This window comes from Bradyrhizobium sp. BR13661, from assembly GCF_029892425.1.
Lineage (GTDB): Bacteria > Pseudomonadota > Alphaproteobacteria > Rhizobiales > Xanthobacteraceae > Bradyrhizobium.
In genome coordinates, this window is record NZ_JARXWB010000026.1 from 29,735 (window position 1) to 49,086 (window position 19,352).

11 protein-coding genes and 1 pseudogene are annotated in these 19,352 nt (G+C 64.6%); 7 read left to right on the plus strand and 5 right to left on the minus strand.

Features of this window, described 5'->3' with window-relative positions; all coding sequences use genetic code 11:
• Positions 1-61: 61 nt before the first annotated feature.
• The 3 genes from M2427_RS31610 to lptF all read right to left on the minus strand — a co-directional run bounded on the left by M2427_RS31610 (position 62) and on the right by lptF (position 4,808).
• The gene (locus tag M2427_RS31610) at positions 62-2,419 is read right to left on the minus strand and encodes an LPS-assembly protein LptD (RefSeq protein ID WP_280710796.1); all 2,358 of its coding nucleotides are present in this window, start codon (positions 2,417-2,419) and stop codon (positions 62-64) included.
• Positions 2,420-2,544: 125 nt separating this feature from the next.
• On the minus strand, positions 2,545-3,642 hold the full coding sequence (lptG, locus tag M2427_RS31615) for an LPS export ABC transporter permease LptG (protein ID WP_280710723.1): 1,098 nt from the start codon (positions 3,640-3,642) through the stop codon (positions 2,545-2,547).
• Positions 3,639-4,808 (minus strand): LPS export ABC transporter permease LptF, encoded by a 1,170-nt coding sequence (lptF, locus tag M2427_RS31620; protein ID WP_280710724.1) that lies wholly within the window; start codon positions 4,806-4,808, stop codon positions 3,639-3,641. Before lptF ends, lptG begins: the two co-directional genes overlap by 4 nt.
• Before the next feature lie 339 nt (positions 4,809-5,147).
• Between lptF and M2427_RS31625 the strand changes: the two genes are divergently transcribed.
• From M2427_RS31625 to M2427_RS31635, 3 genes are all read left to right on the plus strand, one after another.
• Positions 5,148-6,647, plus strand: coding sequence for a leucyl aminopeptidase (locus M2427_RS31625; protein ID WP_280710725.1), 1,500 nt, complete (start codon positions 5,148-5,150; stop codon positions 6,645-6,647).
• 6 nt (positions 6,648-6,653) lie between these two features.
• Positions 6,654-7,106: a DNA polymerase III subunit chi gene (locus M2427_RS31630; RefSeq protein WP_280710726.1), complete on the plus strand. Its 453-nt coding sequence runs from the start codon at positions 6,654-6,656 to the stop codon at positions 7,104-7,106.
• A 166-nt stretch (positions 7,107-7,272) separates the two neighbouring features.
• On the plus strand, positions 7,273-7,773 hold the full coding sequence (locus M2427_RS31635) for a hypothetical protein (protein ID WP_280710797.1): 501 nt from the start codon (positions 7,273-7,275) through the stop codon (positions 7,771-7,773).
• 63 nt (positions 7,774-7,836) lie between these two features.
• Here the strand turns inward: M2427_RS31635 and M2427_RS31640 are convergent, their stop codons facing one another.
• Positions 7,837-8,625, minus strand: coding sequence for a class I SAM-dependent methyltransferase (locus tag M2427_RS31640; protein ID WP_280710727.1), 789 nt, complete (start codon positions 8,623-8,625; stop codon positions 7,837-7,839).
• A 609-nt stretch (positions 8,626-9,234) separates the two neighbouring features.
• Between M2427_RS31640 and M2427_RS31645 the strand changes: the two genes are divergently transcribed.
• Complete coding sequence (locus tag M2427_RS31645) at positions 9,235-12,429, plus strand: hypothetical protein (RefSeq protein ID WP_280710728.1); 3,195 nt, start codon at positions 9,235-9,237, stop codon at positions 12,427-12,429.
• Positions 12,430-12,647: 218 nt separating this feature from the next.
• Here the strand turns inward: M2427_RS31645 and M2427_RS31650 are convergent, their stop codons facing one another.
• Positions 12,648-12,821 carry a hypothetical protein gene (locus M2427_RS31650; RefSeq protein WP_280710729.1) on the minus strand — a complete coding sequence of 58 codons (174 nt, stop codon included), beginning with the start codon at positions 12,819-12,821 and terminating at the stop codon, positions 12,648-12,650.
• 81 nt (positions 12,822-12,902) lie between these two features.
• On the opposite strand from M2427_RS31650, the gene M2427_RS31655 reads away from it, so the two are divergent.
• The 3 genes and pseudogenes from M2427_RS31655 (at position 12,903) to M2427_RS31665 (ending at position 19,348) form a co-directional block, all read left to right on the plus strand.
• On the plus strand, positions 12,903-15,755 hold the full coding sequence (locus M2427_RS31655) for a calcium-binding protein (protein ID WP_280710730.1): 2,853 nt from the start codon (positions 12,903-12,905) through the stop codon (positions 15,753-15,755).
• A gap of 27 nt (positions 15,756-15,782) precedes the next feature.
• A pseudogene (locus tag M2427_RS31660) lies at positions 15,783-17,910 on the plus strand (type I secretion system permease/ATPase).
• Positions 17,897-19,348, plus strand: coding sequence for an HlyD family type I secretion periplasmic adaptor subunit (locus M2427_RS31665; protein ID WP_280710731.1), 1,452 nt, complete (start codon positions 17,897-17,899; stop codon positions 19,346-19,348). Before M2427_RS31660 ends, M2427_RS31665 begins: the two are co-directional and overlap by 14 nt.
• Positions 19,349-19,352: the final 4 nt, after the last annotated feature.

Consider the following 19,352-nt stretch of genomic DNA (forward strand, 5'->3'; position numbering starts at 1 on the left):
CTCGCATGTCAGCCGAGATGATCCTGCGATCGGGAACAGGCGGCCGGCATTTTGGACGGGTTTACTGGATGCCGGAACTGCTGCTTCCCGTCGAGGTCGCCAGCGTGCGCAAGCCGATCTGGAACATGAACGCATGGCTCAGCACGGGCGGCGCGGTGCCGGCGGAATAGCTGTAGGAAGTCACGTAGTTCGCCGCCAGCACGAAGCAATCGTCGACATAGCCGGCGCCGAGCACATATTGGTTGATCTTGTTGGCCTCGAGGTCCCAGCGCGCCGAGCCCGTCACCACCCAGTTGGTCGCGACCTTGATCGAGCCCGAGGTCAGGATGCCCGCGCGGCGGGTCAGATAGCCGAGTTCCGGTTGCGGCGCGTAATTGCCGTACATCATGCTGACCGACCAGCGATTGAAGTTGGCGCGGCCTTCCGCCTCGAAGCGCTGGATGTTCCAGGTCTGCTCGTCCATGCGGGAGCGGGCACTGAACGTGTAGGTGCTGTTGGGCGAGTAGCTGGCGCTCGCCACGTAGTCCGAGCGCGGCTTGTCGAGGCCGGAATTGATGCCGGTATTGATGGAGTCCTGCACCGCGAAGGAGTTCATGCCGAACAGCTGGTAGGACTGGCCGAACAGGACCTTGACGGCGCCGCCCCTGTCGAACTGCGTGGTCGACTGCACGCCGACATTGGCGCGGCCGCCGCCTTCGACGCGGTCATAGCCGGAGAACTTGTCGACGCTGAACAGGTTCGAGGCGTCGAACACCATGCTCTGCGCATCCTCGTTCGGAAGCTTGCCGGCATAGGTTTCGTTCGGGCGAATGATGACCTGCGCGATCGGCTCGACCGTGGTCGAGCCCCAGGGCTGAATGTTGATGAAGGGATAGCGGTATTCGAGGCCGACGGTCGGCATCAGGCGGAACGCCTGGGTGTTGCCGACGGGCAGGTAGTTCGACACGCCTGGCTGGTTGGAGACGTCGGAGTTGATCGCGTCGGCGCGCAGGATCGCGAACGGCGTCCAGATCTCACCGAACGGATCGGTGAAGGACTTGCGCCACTGCGCCTCCGCCGTCAGTCGGGTGTAGGTGCCGGGGAAGCCGCGCAGCAGGCACTGCGTGGGCGTGCGCGCGAGCGGATCGGCCGAGGTCGTCGTGCACAGGCCGTTGGTGTTGGCCGCCGTCGTGATCGGGTCGAACACCGCGTCGTTACGCGTCAGATTGACGAAGTTGGTCTTGTAGGAGAACTCGCCGCCGAAGACCGGATAGTTGAGCACGTTCGAGTAATCGATCACGGGATAGACGACCGGGACCTGCTGCTGGTTGCCCGAGTAGCTCAGCCAGTACATCGTCCGCGCATCGAAGAAGCTGCGATTGCCGACGCCGGTCAGATACAGCTGCGACAACGCGTCGGTCGGCAGGTACAGGAACGAGCCCAGCGGATCGCGGTATTGCGACAAGCGATAGTCCGAGAAGAAGTAGTAGTCGGACATGACGACGCCGTCCCAGCCCCAGACCCACTTGTCGTTCAGCGCGAACTGACCCTTGGTGTCGACGGCGCCGCGGAACTGACGGTCGCCGGGTTGGCCGGCGAGCGCGCCGGGGTTGAGCTGGTCGATGCCGTAGACTCGGATCTGATACGCGCCGTCCAGCAGGCGCTGCCGGAACTCGCCCTGGAACAGCACGCCCTGCCTGGAGGTGATGCGCGGATTGAAGGTTGCGTCCATGTCGGGCGCGATCGCCCAGTAGAACGGAACTTCGACGCCGTAGCCGAACGGCGAGTTCGACGTGAAGCCCGGCATCAGGAAGCCGGTCTTGCGCTTCACGGTCGGGTCGGGTGTCGAGAAATAGGGCATGTAGGCGATCGGCACGCCGAAGAATTCGAGCTGCGCCGTCTCGAAATACAGCATCTTCTCCTGCTGGTCGTGGATGATGCGGGCACCCTTGACCTGCCAGAGCGGTGGCTTCTTCGGATCGTCCTTACATGGCGCGCAGGCCGTGTAGACGCCGTTCTCGAACACCGTGTAGTTGCCGTTCGAGCGGTCGGAGCGGGTCGCGGCCATGCGGGTCTGGTCGGCGGTGTCCACGCGCAGCGAATCGACGAAGCCGTCGCGGTAGTCGTCGGAGAGATCCAGGATCTCGGCATAGGTGATCTTGCCGTCGGTATCCGTCATGCGGATGTTGCCCTCGGCATGCAGCCGCTTGGTCTTCTGGTCGTAGATGACCCTGTCGGCCTCGACGCTGGTGCCGTTGTAGAACAGCTGAACGTTGCCGACCGCCGAGACGCGCGAATTGTTGTAGTCGTAATCGACCTCGGTCGCCTGCACGAGCATCTGCCCGTCATTGGCGGCCTTCGGCGGCTTCGGACGCGGCGGCAGCGGATTGTAGGTGAAGCTCTGCGCAGCGGCCGGCGCCACCGTGGCAAGATCCATCATTCCGGCGAGCGATACGGTCGCGACGAGGGCGAGCAGGAGCCTGCGCACAGACAAGCCGTATCCGTTCGCGCGCACGAGGGTGCGCAACGCCAATCCAGACACGGGTCCTCTGCGGACGGCAGTCACTAACCGTCCTCCTGATACAGCAAGGCCAAGAATCCGGTGAGGCCGCCCACCACCACGGGCAACCACGCCGCAGCGATCGGATGCATCAACTCAGCCTTGCTCAAGTCTTCAGTCACTTTCGACAAAACGTAGAGCAGAAAGCCTGCGCCCACGCCACTCAAAACCATCTTCTGTACGCCGCCCATCCGGAAGAAGCGCAGCGACACGGAGGCCGCGAGCATCACCATGGCGGCGAGCAAAAACGGCTGTGCCAGCAGCTTGTGATACTGGAGTCGATATCCGGCTGTCGCGAACCCTGAGCTCTCGGATGAGCTGATGTAGCCCGGTAGTTGCCAAAAGGACACAGTCTCGGGTGTGGAAAAGCTGTTCCTGACCTGCGCCTCGGTCAGCGTCGTCGGAATCTCAAGGCTGGCCTGATCGACCGGGGGCGAGTCGAGTGTGTAGCGGCGCACGCCCTTGAACAGCCAATGACCGGATTCGAGCGTCGCCTCGCGCGCCTCGACCCGCTCCTTGAAATGCTGCTGTGTGTCAAACCGGAACAGCGTGAGGCCGGTCAGCCGCACACCCTGCTGCTCGCTGCGCGCCGCGTTGATGATGGTCTGGCCGTCGCTGGTGACCTGGTTGAGCCAGAAGCCGGAGGCATCCTGGATGCCGCCACCGGGCGCCGAGCCGAACAGCTCGGCTTCCATGCGCTTGGAGAGCTCACGCAGGTTCGCCGACGTCGGATTGTAGGCGACGGTGGCGATCACGCCGATCAGCAGCGCGCTGCCGAGCGCCGGCGCCACGATTTGCCAGGCCGAGATGCCGGCGGCGCGAGCGACCACGAGCTCGAGCCGGCGAGAGAGGTCGAGGTAGCAGATCATGGCGCCGATCAGCATGCAGAACGGCGTCAGCTTTTCCAGCAGCTGCGGCACCCTGAACAGCGACGTCTCGGCCACCATGATCGCGGAGGCGGATGCGAGCCCCGAGGTCTTGCGCACCATCTCGATGTAGTCGACGAGCACCAGCAGCAGGAAAATGCTTGCGAACACGCCGAGTGCGGCGACCACGAAGCGGCCGGCGAAATAGCGCCCGAGCGTGTTGGTGAGCATGCTCATGCGACGGCCGGCCGTCCGAACAGCCGCGCGATACGCGCGTTCGATTTGTTGATGGCCTCCATCAGGCCGGGCGGCGGCTCGACCACGATGCCGCCGATGATCATCCACAGCCCGACGCCGATGGCACCTAACACCATCACGTATTGAACGAGCACCGCGCCCGGCGATTTCACCGCCATGACCGAGCAGGCAAAGCCCGCCATGCGCAGGCCGAATACGGCGAGGATCGAGGAGCCGATCGAGAAATTGCGGCTCTGGCGCGTGGTGCGGGGGGCGCCGAGGAAGGCGAAGGTCAGCACGGCGAAGGCGAAGGGATAGATCGGCGCCAGCAGGCTGTCATGCAAAGCCGAACGGAACTGGCCGGGGATCTGCTTGTAAACGGGATCGTCCTCGGACGGCGAGAACAGCTCCCACAGATAGCGTTCGCGAATGCCGAGGGTGACGTCATGGCCCTGGTTGCCGAACTTCGACATGTCGAAGGCGTTGCTGGCGAATGTCACCAGCGCAGGATCCCGCTTGCCGACTTCGAAACGCTCCAGATTGCCGTCCCTCAGCACCAGGAACGTTCCGTTCTCGTTCTTCACGACATCGCCGTGCTCGGCGACGATCGAGACGCGCTCGTTCGGATCGCGGCGGTCGTCGATGAAGATGCCGGCGAGCAGGCCGCCGGGCAGCCGCTCGCGGATCCGGATCGTGAGATTCTTGTCGAGTTGGGCGAAGCGGCCGGGCTGCAGGATGTTGGTGAGCACGTCGGCGGTGATCTCGGCGTCCCATTGCTTGATCCGCCGCATGCCGTCGGGCGCGAGATAGGCGGCGATGAAGGCGACCAGCAGTGCCACCACGCAGGTCGCGTAGAAGAACGGATAGAACAGCCGGAACGGCGAGAAGCCGGCGGCATTCATCACGATGATCTCGGAATCGGTCGCGAGCTTGTTCAGCGTGTGCGAGATCGCGATCATCAGCGCGATCGGCGAGATGATCAGCACCAGCGCCGGGATGACGAGGCTGGTGATGCCGAGGAAGGTCATGATGGTCTGACCCTGGCTTGTCATCAGGTCGATGCCGCGCAACGCCTGCGTAATCCAGATCACGCCGGTGAGGCTGACCAGGACGAGCGCAAACGACGCCAGCGTCGTGCGGAAAATATACCTGTCGATTGACCCCATGCGCTACCGCACGAATCCCACCAAGTCCCCAACGCGCACCGGAATTCGGGCTGTCCGACCAATCCCCAGACAGGGATCCCCAAGGCCGGCCAATCACCTCATCCGGAGGCTCACTCTCTCACTACCATCCCTTTGATCCGTCAACAAAATGGCCGACCCATGGCACCCTCTTTATATGGTTAATATTTCCCTCGATGTGGCGTCCCGGCCACGGGCGTGCTTGGCATCGACCGCGCTTCTCGCCCATAGTGGGAGAGAGACGAGTGAATCGCCGTTCAGCTCGGGCCCCGGCCGCATCAGTTGATAGGCAAAAAGCCTCATGTTTTTAAGGAGTTACCCATGTCCGATGCCATCAAGGTCGGCTTCGTCCCGTTAGCTACCGCCGCCCGTGGCATTCTGGTCGTGTTCTGTGACGACGCTCTGAAGGTTGGCCCGGCGACATCAAAGACGTTGGGTGGGGCAGCTGAGCTCGTGAAGCGGGCGGCGGCCGCCGCCGCTTTCAAAGGTAAAAATGGCGCGGCCCTGGACATCCTGGCTCCCGAAGGTCTGAAGGCCGAGCGCTTGATCGTGATCGGGACCGGGAAGGTGTCAGGCCTGAAGGGCAATGACTTCCTCAAATTCGGCGGCATCGCGGCCGGCAAGCTCAAGGCGGGTTCCGCATCCATGAGCATCGTGGCGGAACTGCCCGAGGGCGCCATGAGCACCGAGCAGGCGGTTGCGATCGCCTCGGGCCTGCGGCTGCGCGGCTACAAGTTCGACCGCTACAAGACCAAGAAGAAGGACGGCGAGGAGGGCGCGCTACGCGCCGATGTCTCGCTGGCGGTCGACGACGTGGCCGCGGCGAAGAAAGCATTTGCCGCAGCCGGTGCGGTCGTCGACGGCGTCATCATCGCGCGCGACCTCGTCAATGAGCCGCCGAACGTGCTGTATCCCGAGGAGTTCGCGCGCCGCGCCAGTCAGCTGCGCAAGCTCGGCGTCAAGATCGAGGTGCTGGACGTCAAGGCGATGCAGAAGCTCGGCATGGGCGCGTTGCTCGGCGTCGGCCAGGGCTCGGCGCGGCCGAGCCGCACCGTGATCATGCGCTGGGACGGCGGCAAGAAGGGTGATGCGCCGGTCGCCTTTGTCGGCAAGGGCGTCTGCTTCGATACCGGCGGCATTTCGATCAAGCCGGCCGGCAGCATGGAGGACATGAAGGGTGACATGGGCGGTGCGGCCTGCGTCGTCGGCCTCATGCACGCGCTCGCGGCGCGCAAAGCCAAGGTCAATGTGGTCGGCGCCATCGGCCTCGTCGAGAACATGCCTGATGGCAACGCGCAGCGGCCTGGCGACATCGTGACCTCGATGTCGGGCCAGACCATCGAGATCATCAACACCGACGCCGAGGGCCGTCTCGTGCTGGCCGACGTGCTCTGGTATGTGGCCAAGAAGACCAAGCCGAAATTCATGGTGGATCTGGCGACGCTCACCGGCGCCATCGTGGTCGCGCTCGGCACCGATCATGCCGGCATGTTCTCGAACAACGACGAGCTCGCCCAGCGCTTGCTCGCGGCCGGCATCGAGAGCGGCGAGAAGGTCTGGCGCCTGCCGCTCGGCCCCGAATACGACAAGCTGATCGATTCCCAGTTCGCCGACATGAAGAATACCGGCGGCCGCCACGGCGGCTCGATCACGGCGGCGCAGTTCCTGCAGCGCTTCGTCGACGGCACGCCCTGGGCTCATCTCGATATCGCCGGCACCGCGATGGGCGCGCCCAAGACCGACATCAACCAGAGCTGGGCAAGCGGCTACGGCGTCCGGCTGCTGGATCGCCTGGTGGCGGATCACTACGAGCGCAAATGACATGAGATGACTGAGGTTCTGTTCTACCATCTGCAAAACATGACGGTTGAGAACGTCTTGCCGCCGCTTCTCGAGAAATCGCTCGAGCGCGGCTGGCGGGTCGTGGTGCAGTCGACGTCGCCGGAGCGCGCCGATGCGCTGGACGCGCATTTATGGACCTATCGCGACGATTCCTTCCTGCCGCACGCGACATGGCGGGTGGGCGATGTGGCCGATCAGCCGATCGTGCTGGCGATCGAGCCGGACAATCCGAACGGCGCCAACGTTCGATTCCTGGTGGACAATGCCGCAATGCCCGACGACGCGCAGGCCTATGAGCGGATGGTGCTGCTGTTCAACGGCGACGATCCGGATGCCCTCGCGGCGGCCCGCAGCACCTGGACGGATTGCAAGACGCGCGGATTTGAGGTCACCTATTGGCAGGCCGATGAACGTGGCCGGTGGCAGCGGCGGAATTAGCGGCCTGTCGCGATTAATGATAATTTGGACTTTCGCGGGCAGACTGGTTTCGGCCACCTTCGTGCCGCAAAGTGATGTTGGGACAGGCGCTTGGAGCTACTCCTTGACGTGGGGAATTTGGTTTATCGTGCGACATCAAAAGCTTCCAAAGTCGCTCATAGTTGCGTTGGCTGCCGTCGCGCCGCTGCTTGCGGGCTGCTCGGGCGCAACCAATATGCTGGCATCTGCCAAGGACGCCGAGTGGTTCAACAAGCCGAGCCGCTTCTTCATCAAGAACATCTCGATCGAGTCGCCGCCGCTGACCCCCGACAAGCCTGTCGGAGCTGAGGATCTCGTCAGCGCCGACGGCGCTTGCCCCGGCATGGCACCGCCATCAGGACCTGCCGACGCCAACGCGTCGACCACGGCACCGGCGCCCGTGGGCGGCACGGTCGCGCTCGGTCACACCGAATGCGACGTGGTGCGCGGCATCGGCGCGCCCTCGACCGTCAATCTCTCCAGCGATGCCGCTGGCCGCCGCGTCGCAGTGGTGACATGGACGACGGGTCCGCGCGCGGGCATCTACACGTTTACCTCGGGGCGTCTGTCCGCGATCGAGGGTACGCCCGAGGCACCGGTCGCTGCGAAGCCGGTGAAGCCGAAGGCGAAGAAGAAGGCGGCGACGTAACGCGCCGTCGGCCCTCCAGTTGCGCCGATCAACGCGATCAGCAGCATCCGCTCGTGCTGGCCATCACGCGGCCTTGCGCCCCTTGATCGCGGTGGCCGAGGCGTGAACCGTGATCGCTCCGGACACGCTCGCTGGCAGTCGCGCCCGCAGCCGGCCTTTGAGTTCCGCGGCCTGGGCTTCCGAGAGCTTGCCCACGACGCCGCTCGGGCTGCTCACTACCATCGATAGCCAATAGTCGTCGAAGTCAGTGAAGGTTCGCTCGACGACCAGCTCGCGGGTTTCGATCTCGCGCAGCCCGAGATCCGCCCAAAGCGCTTTGAGCATCTCGAAACGCGAGATGTCCGCGCTCGGCGGCCGTGCTGCGGGAACGCCGAGCGCATCCAGTTCTTCCCACAGCGGCTGCGTCGGCGTTCCGCCCCGCATGATGTCCCAGGTGTAGGACGCGACCATGCCGCCGGGCTTGGTGACGCGGACCATTTCCGAAGCACCCTTGCGCGCATCGGGCACGAAGAACAGCACGAGCGCCATCACAGCGGCATCGAAGCGGTTGGAGTCGTAGGGAAGGGCCATCGCATCGCCAATCGAGAGCTCGACCGGCTTTGCCGCGAACTTTTGGCGCGCAGTCGCAATCTGCGCGTCGGACGGATCGATCGCGGAAACGGACGACGGGGCGGATTTCGCAAGAAGGAGCTCGGTGAACGCACCGTTGCCGGCGCCGATATCCGCCCAGGCCAGTCCCGGGCGAGGTGCCAGCCAGTCGAGGAATAGCGTCCCGGCCGAGCGGCTCCAGGGCGCCATGAAACGCTCGTAAGCTGCGCCGTCGGTGAATTTGATCGGTTCGGGTGACGACATCTGGAATCTCCCTCAAAATCATCTATTGAAAATACTTTGGCCGAAAAGGTCAGTGCCTGCTTCGTAGCACGGAGCTGCACGATGCGCGACGTGGCGCAGCAAATTCTGCGGCCCCTTTACGTTTCCCATTGGCGCGCAGCGGGACTCTATCGAACGCCTCGCTTGAACGGTTACGTTGACGGCATTCAGATCGTTGGGGACTGCGCATGAGGCCGCGCGAACTCGCGGCCGCGTGGTCGAGGCCGTGGAGAAAGACGAAGGAATTGGAAGTACAATCATGGATTGTATATCCAATTGTGAAGTTTGTGCGGCGTTGCATCGATCGGCGCGACGCCATCGTCAAATCCGGAGCGATTTTATTCGGTTAGATTCACATACGACGAAATCGCCGTATCGATTTGATCGCGCCTGCCTCTTGCGCTGGATCAAATCAAAGCCTCGGTGCGCTCGCTATCGTTGCGCGCTCGTACCATGGAGGCAGCCATGCGATTTGCGGTCGGACATCGTTCAACGCTAGAGCAACCCGTCGGCACAGTGCGTCCTACCGTGTCATCGGATCTGGTTCATCCGGCTCGCAAGCGCGCAATACCCACTCTCATGCAACGAAGCATGTCGGCGTTCCTCGTCCTGCTGGGGCTCTCGCTTGCACCCGCAGCGCCGGCGATTGCGCAAGTGGTGGCCGACGGCAACGCGGCGCTGACCGGCTTCTCCGGTGTGACGCCACCGGTGGTGGTGGCGCCCGGCGTCGATCCGCTCGATAAAACTTACATCGATCCCAACGGCGTGTCGTTGCGCGTGATCGATCTGCAGAGCATGGGCGGGCCGCCGCAGGCGCAAGTGGTGACCGCGCCGAAGCCGTTTGCGGTTACTGCGGCGCAGGTCGGCCAGGTGTTCGGCGTCGCGCTCGATAATGCCAGTCCGCCAAACGTCTATGTCGCGGCGACATCGGCCTACGGCCTGCCGATCGTGGTGCCGGACAAGGACGGCGATGGTCTGCCCGATCGCGTCAAGCAGGGCGCGCCCAATGCCTTCTTCATGTCCGGCCTGTTCGGTCCGGCGCCCGGCGGTCCCGGCTCGATCTGGCGCATCGACGGCACGAGCGGGCAGGCGCAGTTGTTTGCCAATGTCGCACTCAACGGCACTGCCAATCCCGGTCCGGCGCTCGGCGGCCTTGCCTTCGACGCCGCATCGCAATCGCTGTTCGTCGCCGATCGCGCCACCGGCATGATCCATCAATTCGGCCTCGACGGAACGGAGCGCGGCCGCTTCGATCATGGCGCGCAGGGCCGCCCCGCGGCCGGCGCGCAGCCGGTGCCCTACAATCCGGCATTCCGGCTCGACATCACTGCGCCTGCCTTCTCGACCGAGAATCCGTCGACCTGGCGCTATGCCCCGGCGTCGCGGCTCGTGTTCGGGTTGGCGGTGCATGACGGCCGCCTCTATTATGCCGTCGCCGAAGGCCTCCAGGTATGGTCGGTGTCGATTGCCGGCGGCAGCTTCGGCAAGGATCCGCGGATCGAGGTGACGGTGCCGCCCAGCCTGGCGCCGACCGAAATCTCCAAGATCGTGTTCGACGCGCGCGGCCACATGTTGCTCGCCGAGCGCGCGTCGCCGACCGGCGACTACGCCATGATCGCGCTGGCGCAAGAGGGCGTCTCGCGCGTGTTGCGTTACGGCCCGGTCTCGACCGGCAATCCCGGCGGTCCGTATTGGCAGGCCCAGCCTGATCATTATGCGATCGGATTCCCCGCGCAGATGACCAACGGCAATGGCGGCATCGCGATCGGTTATCGCTACACGACAGACGGCGCGATCGACCGCGCAAGCTGCGGCGGCTTCTTGTGGTCGAGCGGCGAGCGTCTGCGCGTCGCCAACGACGTTGCGACCACGCTGCGGCTTTCGCTCGGCGGCCCGGCCAACGTCAACGGCGTGCAGGGCAACGACATCGAGCTCGTCGCGCCCGCCAACGTGCCACCATGGTCGAGCTATTTCATCGACAAGGACGACCGCTTCGACGATCCGGCCGCGCGCGGTCAGATCGGCGACATCGCGATTCCGCGCAGCTGCGAGCGGTTGACGCTGCACTTGCCGCCGGCGTGGCGGCCTTGGTTCCCGGGCTTTGGCATCGGCCTGCCGCTGCCGCCGGCCGGACCGTTCTGTCCTTGGCCCGGACCGCACGGATGCACCTGCTTGCCCGGCCAGCCCTGCAGCTGCCCGCCCGGCACCACGCAGCAAACCGGCCTCCAATGTTGCCCGTACATGCAAGTGCCGGGACCGGGTGGCCAGTGCGCTTCGGTCTGCGCCAACGGCGCTACCGATCCGGCTTCTGTTCAGCTCTGCTATTTGGGCCTCAACGCGCCGGCCGATCCCAACAATATCGATCCCAACAACCTGACCTGCGCGAACGGCACGCCCGTTCCTCCCAATGCTATCGACGGAATGTGTGCCAAGCCGCCCGGCGCGCAGTGCCCGGCCGGCTACACCCTCATCCCGGCCAAGCACGACGGCCAGGACTTGTGGACCGACTACACTTGCGATGCGACGCCGCAGCAGAAGATGTGTCCGCAACCCGGGCCCAACGGCGGCATTGAGCAGATCGGACTCGATGGCCAGTGTCACGAGCTGTGCTCGGGCACCTCGCTCGCGTTCCCGGTCACGCAGTGCTGCCCGAACGGCATGGTGCCGAACGCCTTCGGCATCTGCGGCCCGCCGCTGCAGCTGAGCTGTCCGCCGCAGCAAATCACGTCGACCGGCCAATGCTGCCCGCAGGGCCAGATCCCGCTGCCCAACGGCCAGTGCGGCACGCTCCAGAACTTCTGCCCGCCGCAGCAATTGAGCTCGACCGGCAAGTGCTGCCCCGCGAACGAGAAACCGCAACCCGACGGCAGTTGCGGTCCGAGCAAGCTGCAGCAATGTCCGCCGCAGCAATTGACCTCGTCGGGCCAGTGCTGTCCGCAGGGCCAGTTCCCGCAACCCGACGGCAGCTGCGGCGGCCAGCAGCAGGTTTGCCCGATCGGCCAGCTGACGTCGAAGGGCATCTGCTGTCCGGCCGGCCAGACACCGCAACCCGACGGGACCTGCGGCCAGTACGGCTGGTTGCCGTCCTGTCCGCAACAGCAGATCAGCAACACCGGCATCTGCTGCCCGTCCGGCACCAAGCCGCAAGCTGACGGTAGCTGTCAGGCTTGTCCGGCCGGAACGGTCGCAAGCCCGCTGACCGGCGCCTGCATGCAGCAGCCGCCCTGCCCAAGCAATACGGTGCAGAAGGCCAACGGCCAGTGCTGTCCGTCGTCGCCTGGTATCGCCGCCGCCGGGGCCGCGCCGGCCTGCTTCTGCCCGACAGGACAGACCTTCGACGGCCAGAAGTGTGTCAGCGGCAGCCAGCCTGCATCCGGCTGCTTCCCGGGCTACGTCCAACTGTCCGGCGGCGGCTGCTGTCTGGCGAGCCAGGCGACGCTCGACGGCGTCTGCTGCCCGCCCGGCCAGCATCCGGACGCGAACCGCCGTGCCTGCGTGGGGACCGCGCCGCTGCCACACGTGGCGCCGCCGACCGTCACGGTGCCGCCTGTCGTGGTGCCTCCGCCGAAGGGCGTTGTGGTGCCACCCCCGCATGTCGGCATCACGCCGCCGCCGCATATCGGCATTACGCCGCCACCGCCGCATATCGGCGTCACACCGCCACCGAACATCGGCGTGGTGCCACCGCATATCGGTGTGGTGCCACCGCACATCGGGGTCACCCCGCCACCGCGCGGAAACATTGTGATCCCGCGCAAGGAGCAGGACGTGCCGAAGGTGCGCTGACGCACAACAGCAATAAGCAAAGAGGGCCGGGTGGCCCTCTTTGCACGCCTAAAGCGCTATCGTGCCGACTGTGAATTTACCCCGCGGCTTTGTCGAATTGCGCGCTCGCCTCGAGCCATCGGGGCCGCTGTGCTTCGACAGATATTTGCAGATGCCGACTCTCAACGCATATCTATTCGCGTGGGCGCGTTGCGCGGCAGCGAGTCGAACCGCTTCGATCACAGGCGTTCGCTGAGCTTCACGGGGCGATAACTCTCCAAAGCTTCGTCATATTGCGTTCGCGCCTTGAGGGGCGGGCCGCGCCTCCCCAATGTGCGCGCCATCACATCCAGTGATGTCCAAAGCCGGCCCGCAGCAAATCTAGAGAGAATCTCCAGAATAATCACGCGCATCTCAAGCTCCGCTTCAAGAATGTGATGTTTGCGCCTGCTATGCCTCGAAAGGAGGGGCTAGATCGATCGAAGGATATTTGGATGTCCACCACCTCCGTTTTTTCCCCGATTACCGGGCAGCTCACGATTTTCGGCGACAGCGCCAATAACGGCCTCGTGATTGGGCGCGACAAGTCCGGCCGCATCCTTGTCAATAACGGGCACGTGAAGACGATCGGTGGCGATCCCACAATTGCCAACACCAACGAGATCGACATCTTCGGTCAGAGCGGCAACGACACGATCACCGTCAACGAAAGCCACGGCCCAATGCCCGCGGTGAACATCTTCGGCGGCGACGGCAATGACAGGATCACCGGCGGCTCGGGAAATGATCTGCTATTCGGACAGGCTGGCGACGATGTCATCAAGGGCGGCGGCGGCAACGATCTGCTGTTCGGCGGCGCGGGTAACGACGTGCTCGACGGCGGCAGCGGCAACAACCAGTTGTTCGGCGAGGCCGGCGACGATCTCATGATCTGGAATCCCGGCGGCGGCAGTAATGTCTTCGAAGGTGGCGACGGCAACGACACGGCGCAGATCAACGGCAGCAATGCCGCCGAGACCTTCACCATCACCGCGAACGGCACCCGTGTGCGTTTCGACGGGTCGGGCGACGGCGCGCCATTCTCGCTCGATATCGGCACGACCGAGAATCTCGTGCTGCACGCCGGCGACAGTGACGATGTCATTACCGCAGGCAACGGTCTCGGCAGCCTGATCTCGCTGACGCTCGATGGCGGCGCCGGCAATGACCGGATCACCGGCGGCGACGGAAATGATCTCCTGATCGGGGGCTCCGGCAACGACATCGTCAGCGGCGGACGCGGCAACGACGTCGCCCAGCTCGGGAGCGGCGATGACACCTTCATCTGGAATCCCGGCGACGGCAGTGACACCGTGGAAGGCGGATCCGGCAACGACAAGCTCGTTTTCAACGGCGCCAACATCGCCGAAAACATCAACATTGCCACCAATGGCAACAGGGTCCGCTTCACCCGCGACGTTGCCAACATCACGATGGACCTCAACAGCATCGAGCAGATCGAGTTCGACGCCCGCGGAGGGGCCGACAACGTTACCGTCGGCGATCTCACCGGCACCGGCGTAAAGGAGGTTCTCGTCGATCTCGGAGCTGCCCCGGGCGGGACGCAAGGCGATGGCGCAGCTGATACGGTGACCGTCAACGGGACCAACGGCAATCAGCACATCGCTGTCACGGCCGTGGGCACCACCGTCACCGTGACGGGACTGCCGGAAGTCGTGACCATCGCGAATGCAGAGGCTGCCAACGACCGGCTGGTCATCCAGGCGCTCGGTGGCAACGACGTCATCGATGCATCCGCGCTCGCTGCGGTGATCGGACTGACCCTAGACGGCGGTACGGGGAATGACACGATCACCGGCAGCCAGGGCAACGACACCCTGATCGGCGGTGACGGCAACGACAAGATTACCGGCGGCCGCGGCAACGATGTCGCCTTCCTCGGCGCGGGCGATGACACCTATGTTTGGAACCCCGGTGACGGCAGCGACGTCGTTGAAGGCCAGGCGGGAACGGATACGCTGGTGTTCAACGGCTCCAACGTAGCCGAGAACATGTCGATCTCGGCGAACGGAAGCCGCGCGCTTCTCACCCGTGACGTCGGCGCCGTCACCATGGACCTCGATGGTGTCGAACGCGTGCAAATCGCGGCTGCGGGCGGTGCCGACAACATCAATGTCGGCGACCTCACCGGCACGGATGTCACGCAGGTCGCGATCGACCTCGGCGCCGGCCCGGGCAGCCAGAGCGGTGACGGTGCGGCGGACCACGTGACGGTGAACGGCACCGCGGGCGATGACACCATCAAGGTCACGGCCTCAGGTGGATCGATCGTCGTCAACGGCCTCGCCGCGCAGGTCACGATCGCGCACGCCGACGCCGGTGACGTGCTCGCCGTCAACGGCGGCGGCGGCAACGACGTCATCGATGCCTCCGCGATCAAGGCCGGCCAGCCGCTCAGCCTCAACATCAATGGCGGTGATGGCAACGACACCATCACCGGCAGCGCCGGCAATGACATCGTGAACGGTGGCCACGGCAACGATGTCGCCAATCTCGGTGCTGGTGACGACACCTTCGTCTGGAACCCCGGCGACGGCAGCGACACCGTCGAAGGCGGCAAGGGTACCGATACGCTGCAGTTCAACGGTGCCAACGTCAGCGAGAACGTCAACATCTCGGCCAATGGTGGGCGGGTGCTGTTCACCCGCGACGTTGCCTCCATCGCGATGGACCTGAACGGCATCGAGCATATCAACTTCAATGCCCTGGGCGGTGCGGACAACATCACCGTCAATGATCTCTCCGGCACCGGCGTGAACCAGGTCAACCTTGACCTCGGCGCCAATGACGGCGCCGCTGACACCGTGACCATCAATGGAAGCGCCGGCAATGACGTCATCACGGTGACCGAGCACGACGGCATCATCACGGTGTCAGGCCTTGGCCAGGACATCAACATCACCAATGCCGGCGCGGGCGACAGGCTCGTCATTAACGGCCTCGATGGCGACGACGTCATCAACGCGTCGGGCCTGCAGGGCGGCATTCAGCTCGTCGCCAATGGCGGCAACGGTGATGACGTCCTGATTGGCGGCTCCGGCAACGATACGTTGACGGGTGGCGCTGGCGACGATGTGTTGATCGGCGGCCCTGGTCAGGACATCCTCGATGGTGGCCCCGGCAACAACGTCCTGATCCAGGACGGCGCGGCGATGGCGGCAGCAATGCTGCTCAACCAGGCCATGGCGGCGAGCTTCGTTCCTGCTGGCGATAACCATGGCGCGATGCCTCTGGCAGATCCCCATGCCGCGCAGACCCAGACGCTCGCTCCGCCGCAGCACGCCTGATCCGCTGCTCCGGTCTGGAGGATGCCCATGACGACGAATGCGGTCTCGACAGATACGGGGCTCGACGCGCTCCTGACCTTGCTTCACATGCAAGGCGTGGCTGCCGACCGCGACCAGCTCAGGCATCGGCTGGGCGCGGCAAGCTTTGGCGCTGCGGACATTGTCCGCTGCGCCAGATCGCTCGGACTGAAGGCCCGGACCTACCGGACGCAGTGGAGCCGTCTCGCAGACAGCCCGCTGCCGGCGATCGCGATGCTGCGTGACGGCAGTTTTATGGTCATCGCGAAAGCATCCTCTGATGAAGTGCTGGTGCAGTCGCCGCAAGCGCAGCGGCCAGTGTTCATGGAGCGCGACGAGCTGTGCGCGCTCTGGGACGGCGGGTTGATCCTGATGACCCGACGCGCCGGGCTATCGGATCTCGGGCGCCGGTTCGACATCACCTGGTTCATCGGTGCGATCGGCAAATACCGGCGGCTGCTGGGCGAGGTGGTGGCCGCCTCGTTCTTCCTGCAGCTCTTCGCGCTGGCCGCTGTTCTTCCAGGTCGTGATCGACAAGGTCCTGGTGCATCGCTCGCTATCCACGCTCGACGTGCTCGTCATCGGCCTGGTCGTCGTCTCGCTGTTCGACACAGTGCTCGGGATTCTCCGCAATTACCTGTTCTCGCACACGACCAACCGCATCGATGTCGAGCTGGGCGCGCGCCTGTTCAACCATCTGCTCGCGCTGCCGATGGCCTGGTTTCAGGCCCGGCGTGTCGGCGATTCCGTGGCGCGGGTTCGCGAGCTCGAGAACATCCGCAATTTCATCACCTCATCGTCCCTGACGCTGTTGATCGATCTGTTCTTCACCTCGGTGTTTCTGGCGGTCATGGTCGCCTATTCGCCGCTGATGACCTGCATCGTGCTGGCCTCGTTCCCGCTCTACATCGCGATCTCGGCGGTGGCGACGCCGCTGTTCCGGCGCCGGCTGGAGGAGAAATTCCGCCGCGGTGCCGAGAACCAGGCTTTTCTGGTCGAGAGTGTCAGCGGCATTGAGACGCTGAAGGCGATGGCCGTCGAACCGCAGATGCAGCGCCGCTGGGAAGAGCAACTCGCAGCTTACGTCTCCGCGAGCTTTGGTGTCACCAGCCTCGGCAACACCGCGAGTCAGCTCGTGCAATTCGTCAGCAAGGTTGTCACCGCTGCCATCCTTTATGTCGGCGCACGTCTCGTCATCGGGGACATCTTGACCGTGGGCGAGCTTGTGGCCTTCAACATCTTTGCGGGGCGCGTCTCCGCGCCGGTGTTGCGGCTGGCGCAGGTGTGGCAGGATTTTCACCAGGCGCGACTCTCGATTGCCCGGCTGGGCGACATTCTCAACAGCGCTGCGGAGCCGGCTTACTCCGCCGGCCGCGCAGGGCTGCCTCCGCTTCGCGGCAATATCCGCTTCGAGCACGTCGCGTTCCGCTATCGGCTTGACGGGCCGGAAATCCTGCATGACGTCTCGTTCGATATTCCAGCGGGGCAAACTGTCGGCATCGTCGGTTCGTCGGGCTCGGGCAAGAGCACCTTTGCCAAACTGGTCCAACGGCTCTACGTGCCGCAGGGCGGACGCGTGCTGATCGACGGCACGGATCTGGTGATGACCGACCCGTCCTGGCTGCGGCGGCAGATCGGTGTCGTTCTACAGGAGAACATGCTGTTCAATCGCTCGGTGCGGGACAACATCGCGCTCGCCGATCCGACCCTGCCGATGGACCGCATCATGGAGGCGGCAAGGCTCGCCGGCGCGCATGATTTCATTCTGGAGCTACCCGAAGGCTACGACACCGTGGTCGGCGAGCGCGGTTCGACGCTCTCGGGCGGGCAGCGCCAGCGCGTCGCGATCGCCCGCGCACTGGTGACCAGTCCCCGCATCCTGATCTTCGACGAGGCCACCAGCGCGCTCGACTATGAGAGCGAGCGCATCATCCACGACAACATGAAGGACATCGCCAAGGGCCGCACCGTCCTGATCATCGCGCATCGTCTCTCCACCGTGCGCGGCGCGGACCGTATCTTCACGCTGGAGCGGGGACGTCTGGTCGAGGACGGCACGCACGACGCGCTCATCAGGAACGGCGGCCGCTATGCCTCGCTGCATCGCCTTCAGGGAGGCATCTATGAGGTCGGCTAGCACGGCGCCGGCCTGTAAGCCGCAGGAGACGGTCGTTCTCTTCAGGAGCGCGAACAACCGGCGGGCCGAAGAAGCCGCTTTTCTGCCAGCGGCGCTGGAAATCACGGAAACGCCGCCGTCGCCGATCGGCCGCGCCATCGCGTTTGCGCTGATGGCGCTGGTCTGTGCGGCGATCGCCTGGTCCGCATGGGGCACGATCGACATCGTGGCGTCTGCGACCGGCAAGGTCGTATCAAGCGGGCGCAGCAAGGTGGTGCAGCCGTTCGAGACCGGCGTGGTGCGCGCCATCCATGTGCAAGACGGGCAGGCGGTCAAATCGGGCGACGTGCTGATCGAGCTCGATCCGACCGTGAATGCTGCCGAGCGCGATCATCTGCACGACGACCTCATGGCCGAACGGCTCAACATCGCGCGCCTCCGCGCCGCGCTGGCCGCCCGTGAAGATGACGCAGCCAAGCTTATTCCGCCAGCGGACGCCGATCCGTTGCTGGTCGCGACGCAGCAGCAGCTTCTGACCAGCCAGGTCGGCGAGCACCGCGCCAAGCTCGCGGCGCTTGCAGGCCAGGAAGCTCAGAAGGAGGCCGAGCATCAGACGATCGCGGCGACGATTCACAAGCTGGATGCATTGCTCCCGGTCACCCAGCAGCGCGTCGATATCCGCCGCACGTTGATGGAGAAGGAGATCGGCTCGAAGCTGACCTATTTCGAGACACTTCAGCTCCAGATCGAGCAGCAGGAAGAGCTCGGTGTCCAGCGCAGCCACTTGAAGGAGGCCGAGGCAGCCGTCGCGGCGATCCGCGAGACCCGCATCCAGGCGGCGGCGGAATATCGCAAGAGCCTGTCCGACGAACTTGCCAAGAGTGAGCAGAAAGCGAATGGCATTGCGCGGGACCTGATCAAAGCGGAGCAGAAGACGAGTCTGCAGCGACTGATGTCACCGGTTGACGGCGTGGTGCAGCAGCTTGCGGTTCACACCGTCGGCGGCGTGGTCACGCCGGCGCAGTCGCTGCTTGTGATCGTGCCGTCGGACACGCACCTCGAGATCGAGGCGATGATCTCCAACCGTGATATCGGTTTCGTCGAGGCCGGGCAGGGCGCCGCGATCAAGATCGATACCTTCAACTTCACCCGCTACGGCCTGCTGCAAGGCCGCGTCGTCAGCGTCTCGCAGGATGCCATCATTCGTGATCGTCCGCCGGAGCGCGGCGACCGCGCGCAGGGCACGCAACGCGATACCAGCGAGCCCAACGGGCAGGAGCTCAGCTACAGCGCGACCATCTCGCTCGATCGCACGCAAATGAAGGTGGACGACCGCATCGTCGGCCTGACCCCGGGAATGGCGGTCACCGCGGAGATCAGGACCGGCTCGCGCACCATCTTGAGCTATCTGCTGTCGCCGCTGCAGCGCTACCGGCACGACATCATGCGTGAGCGATAGGTTT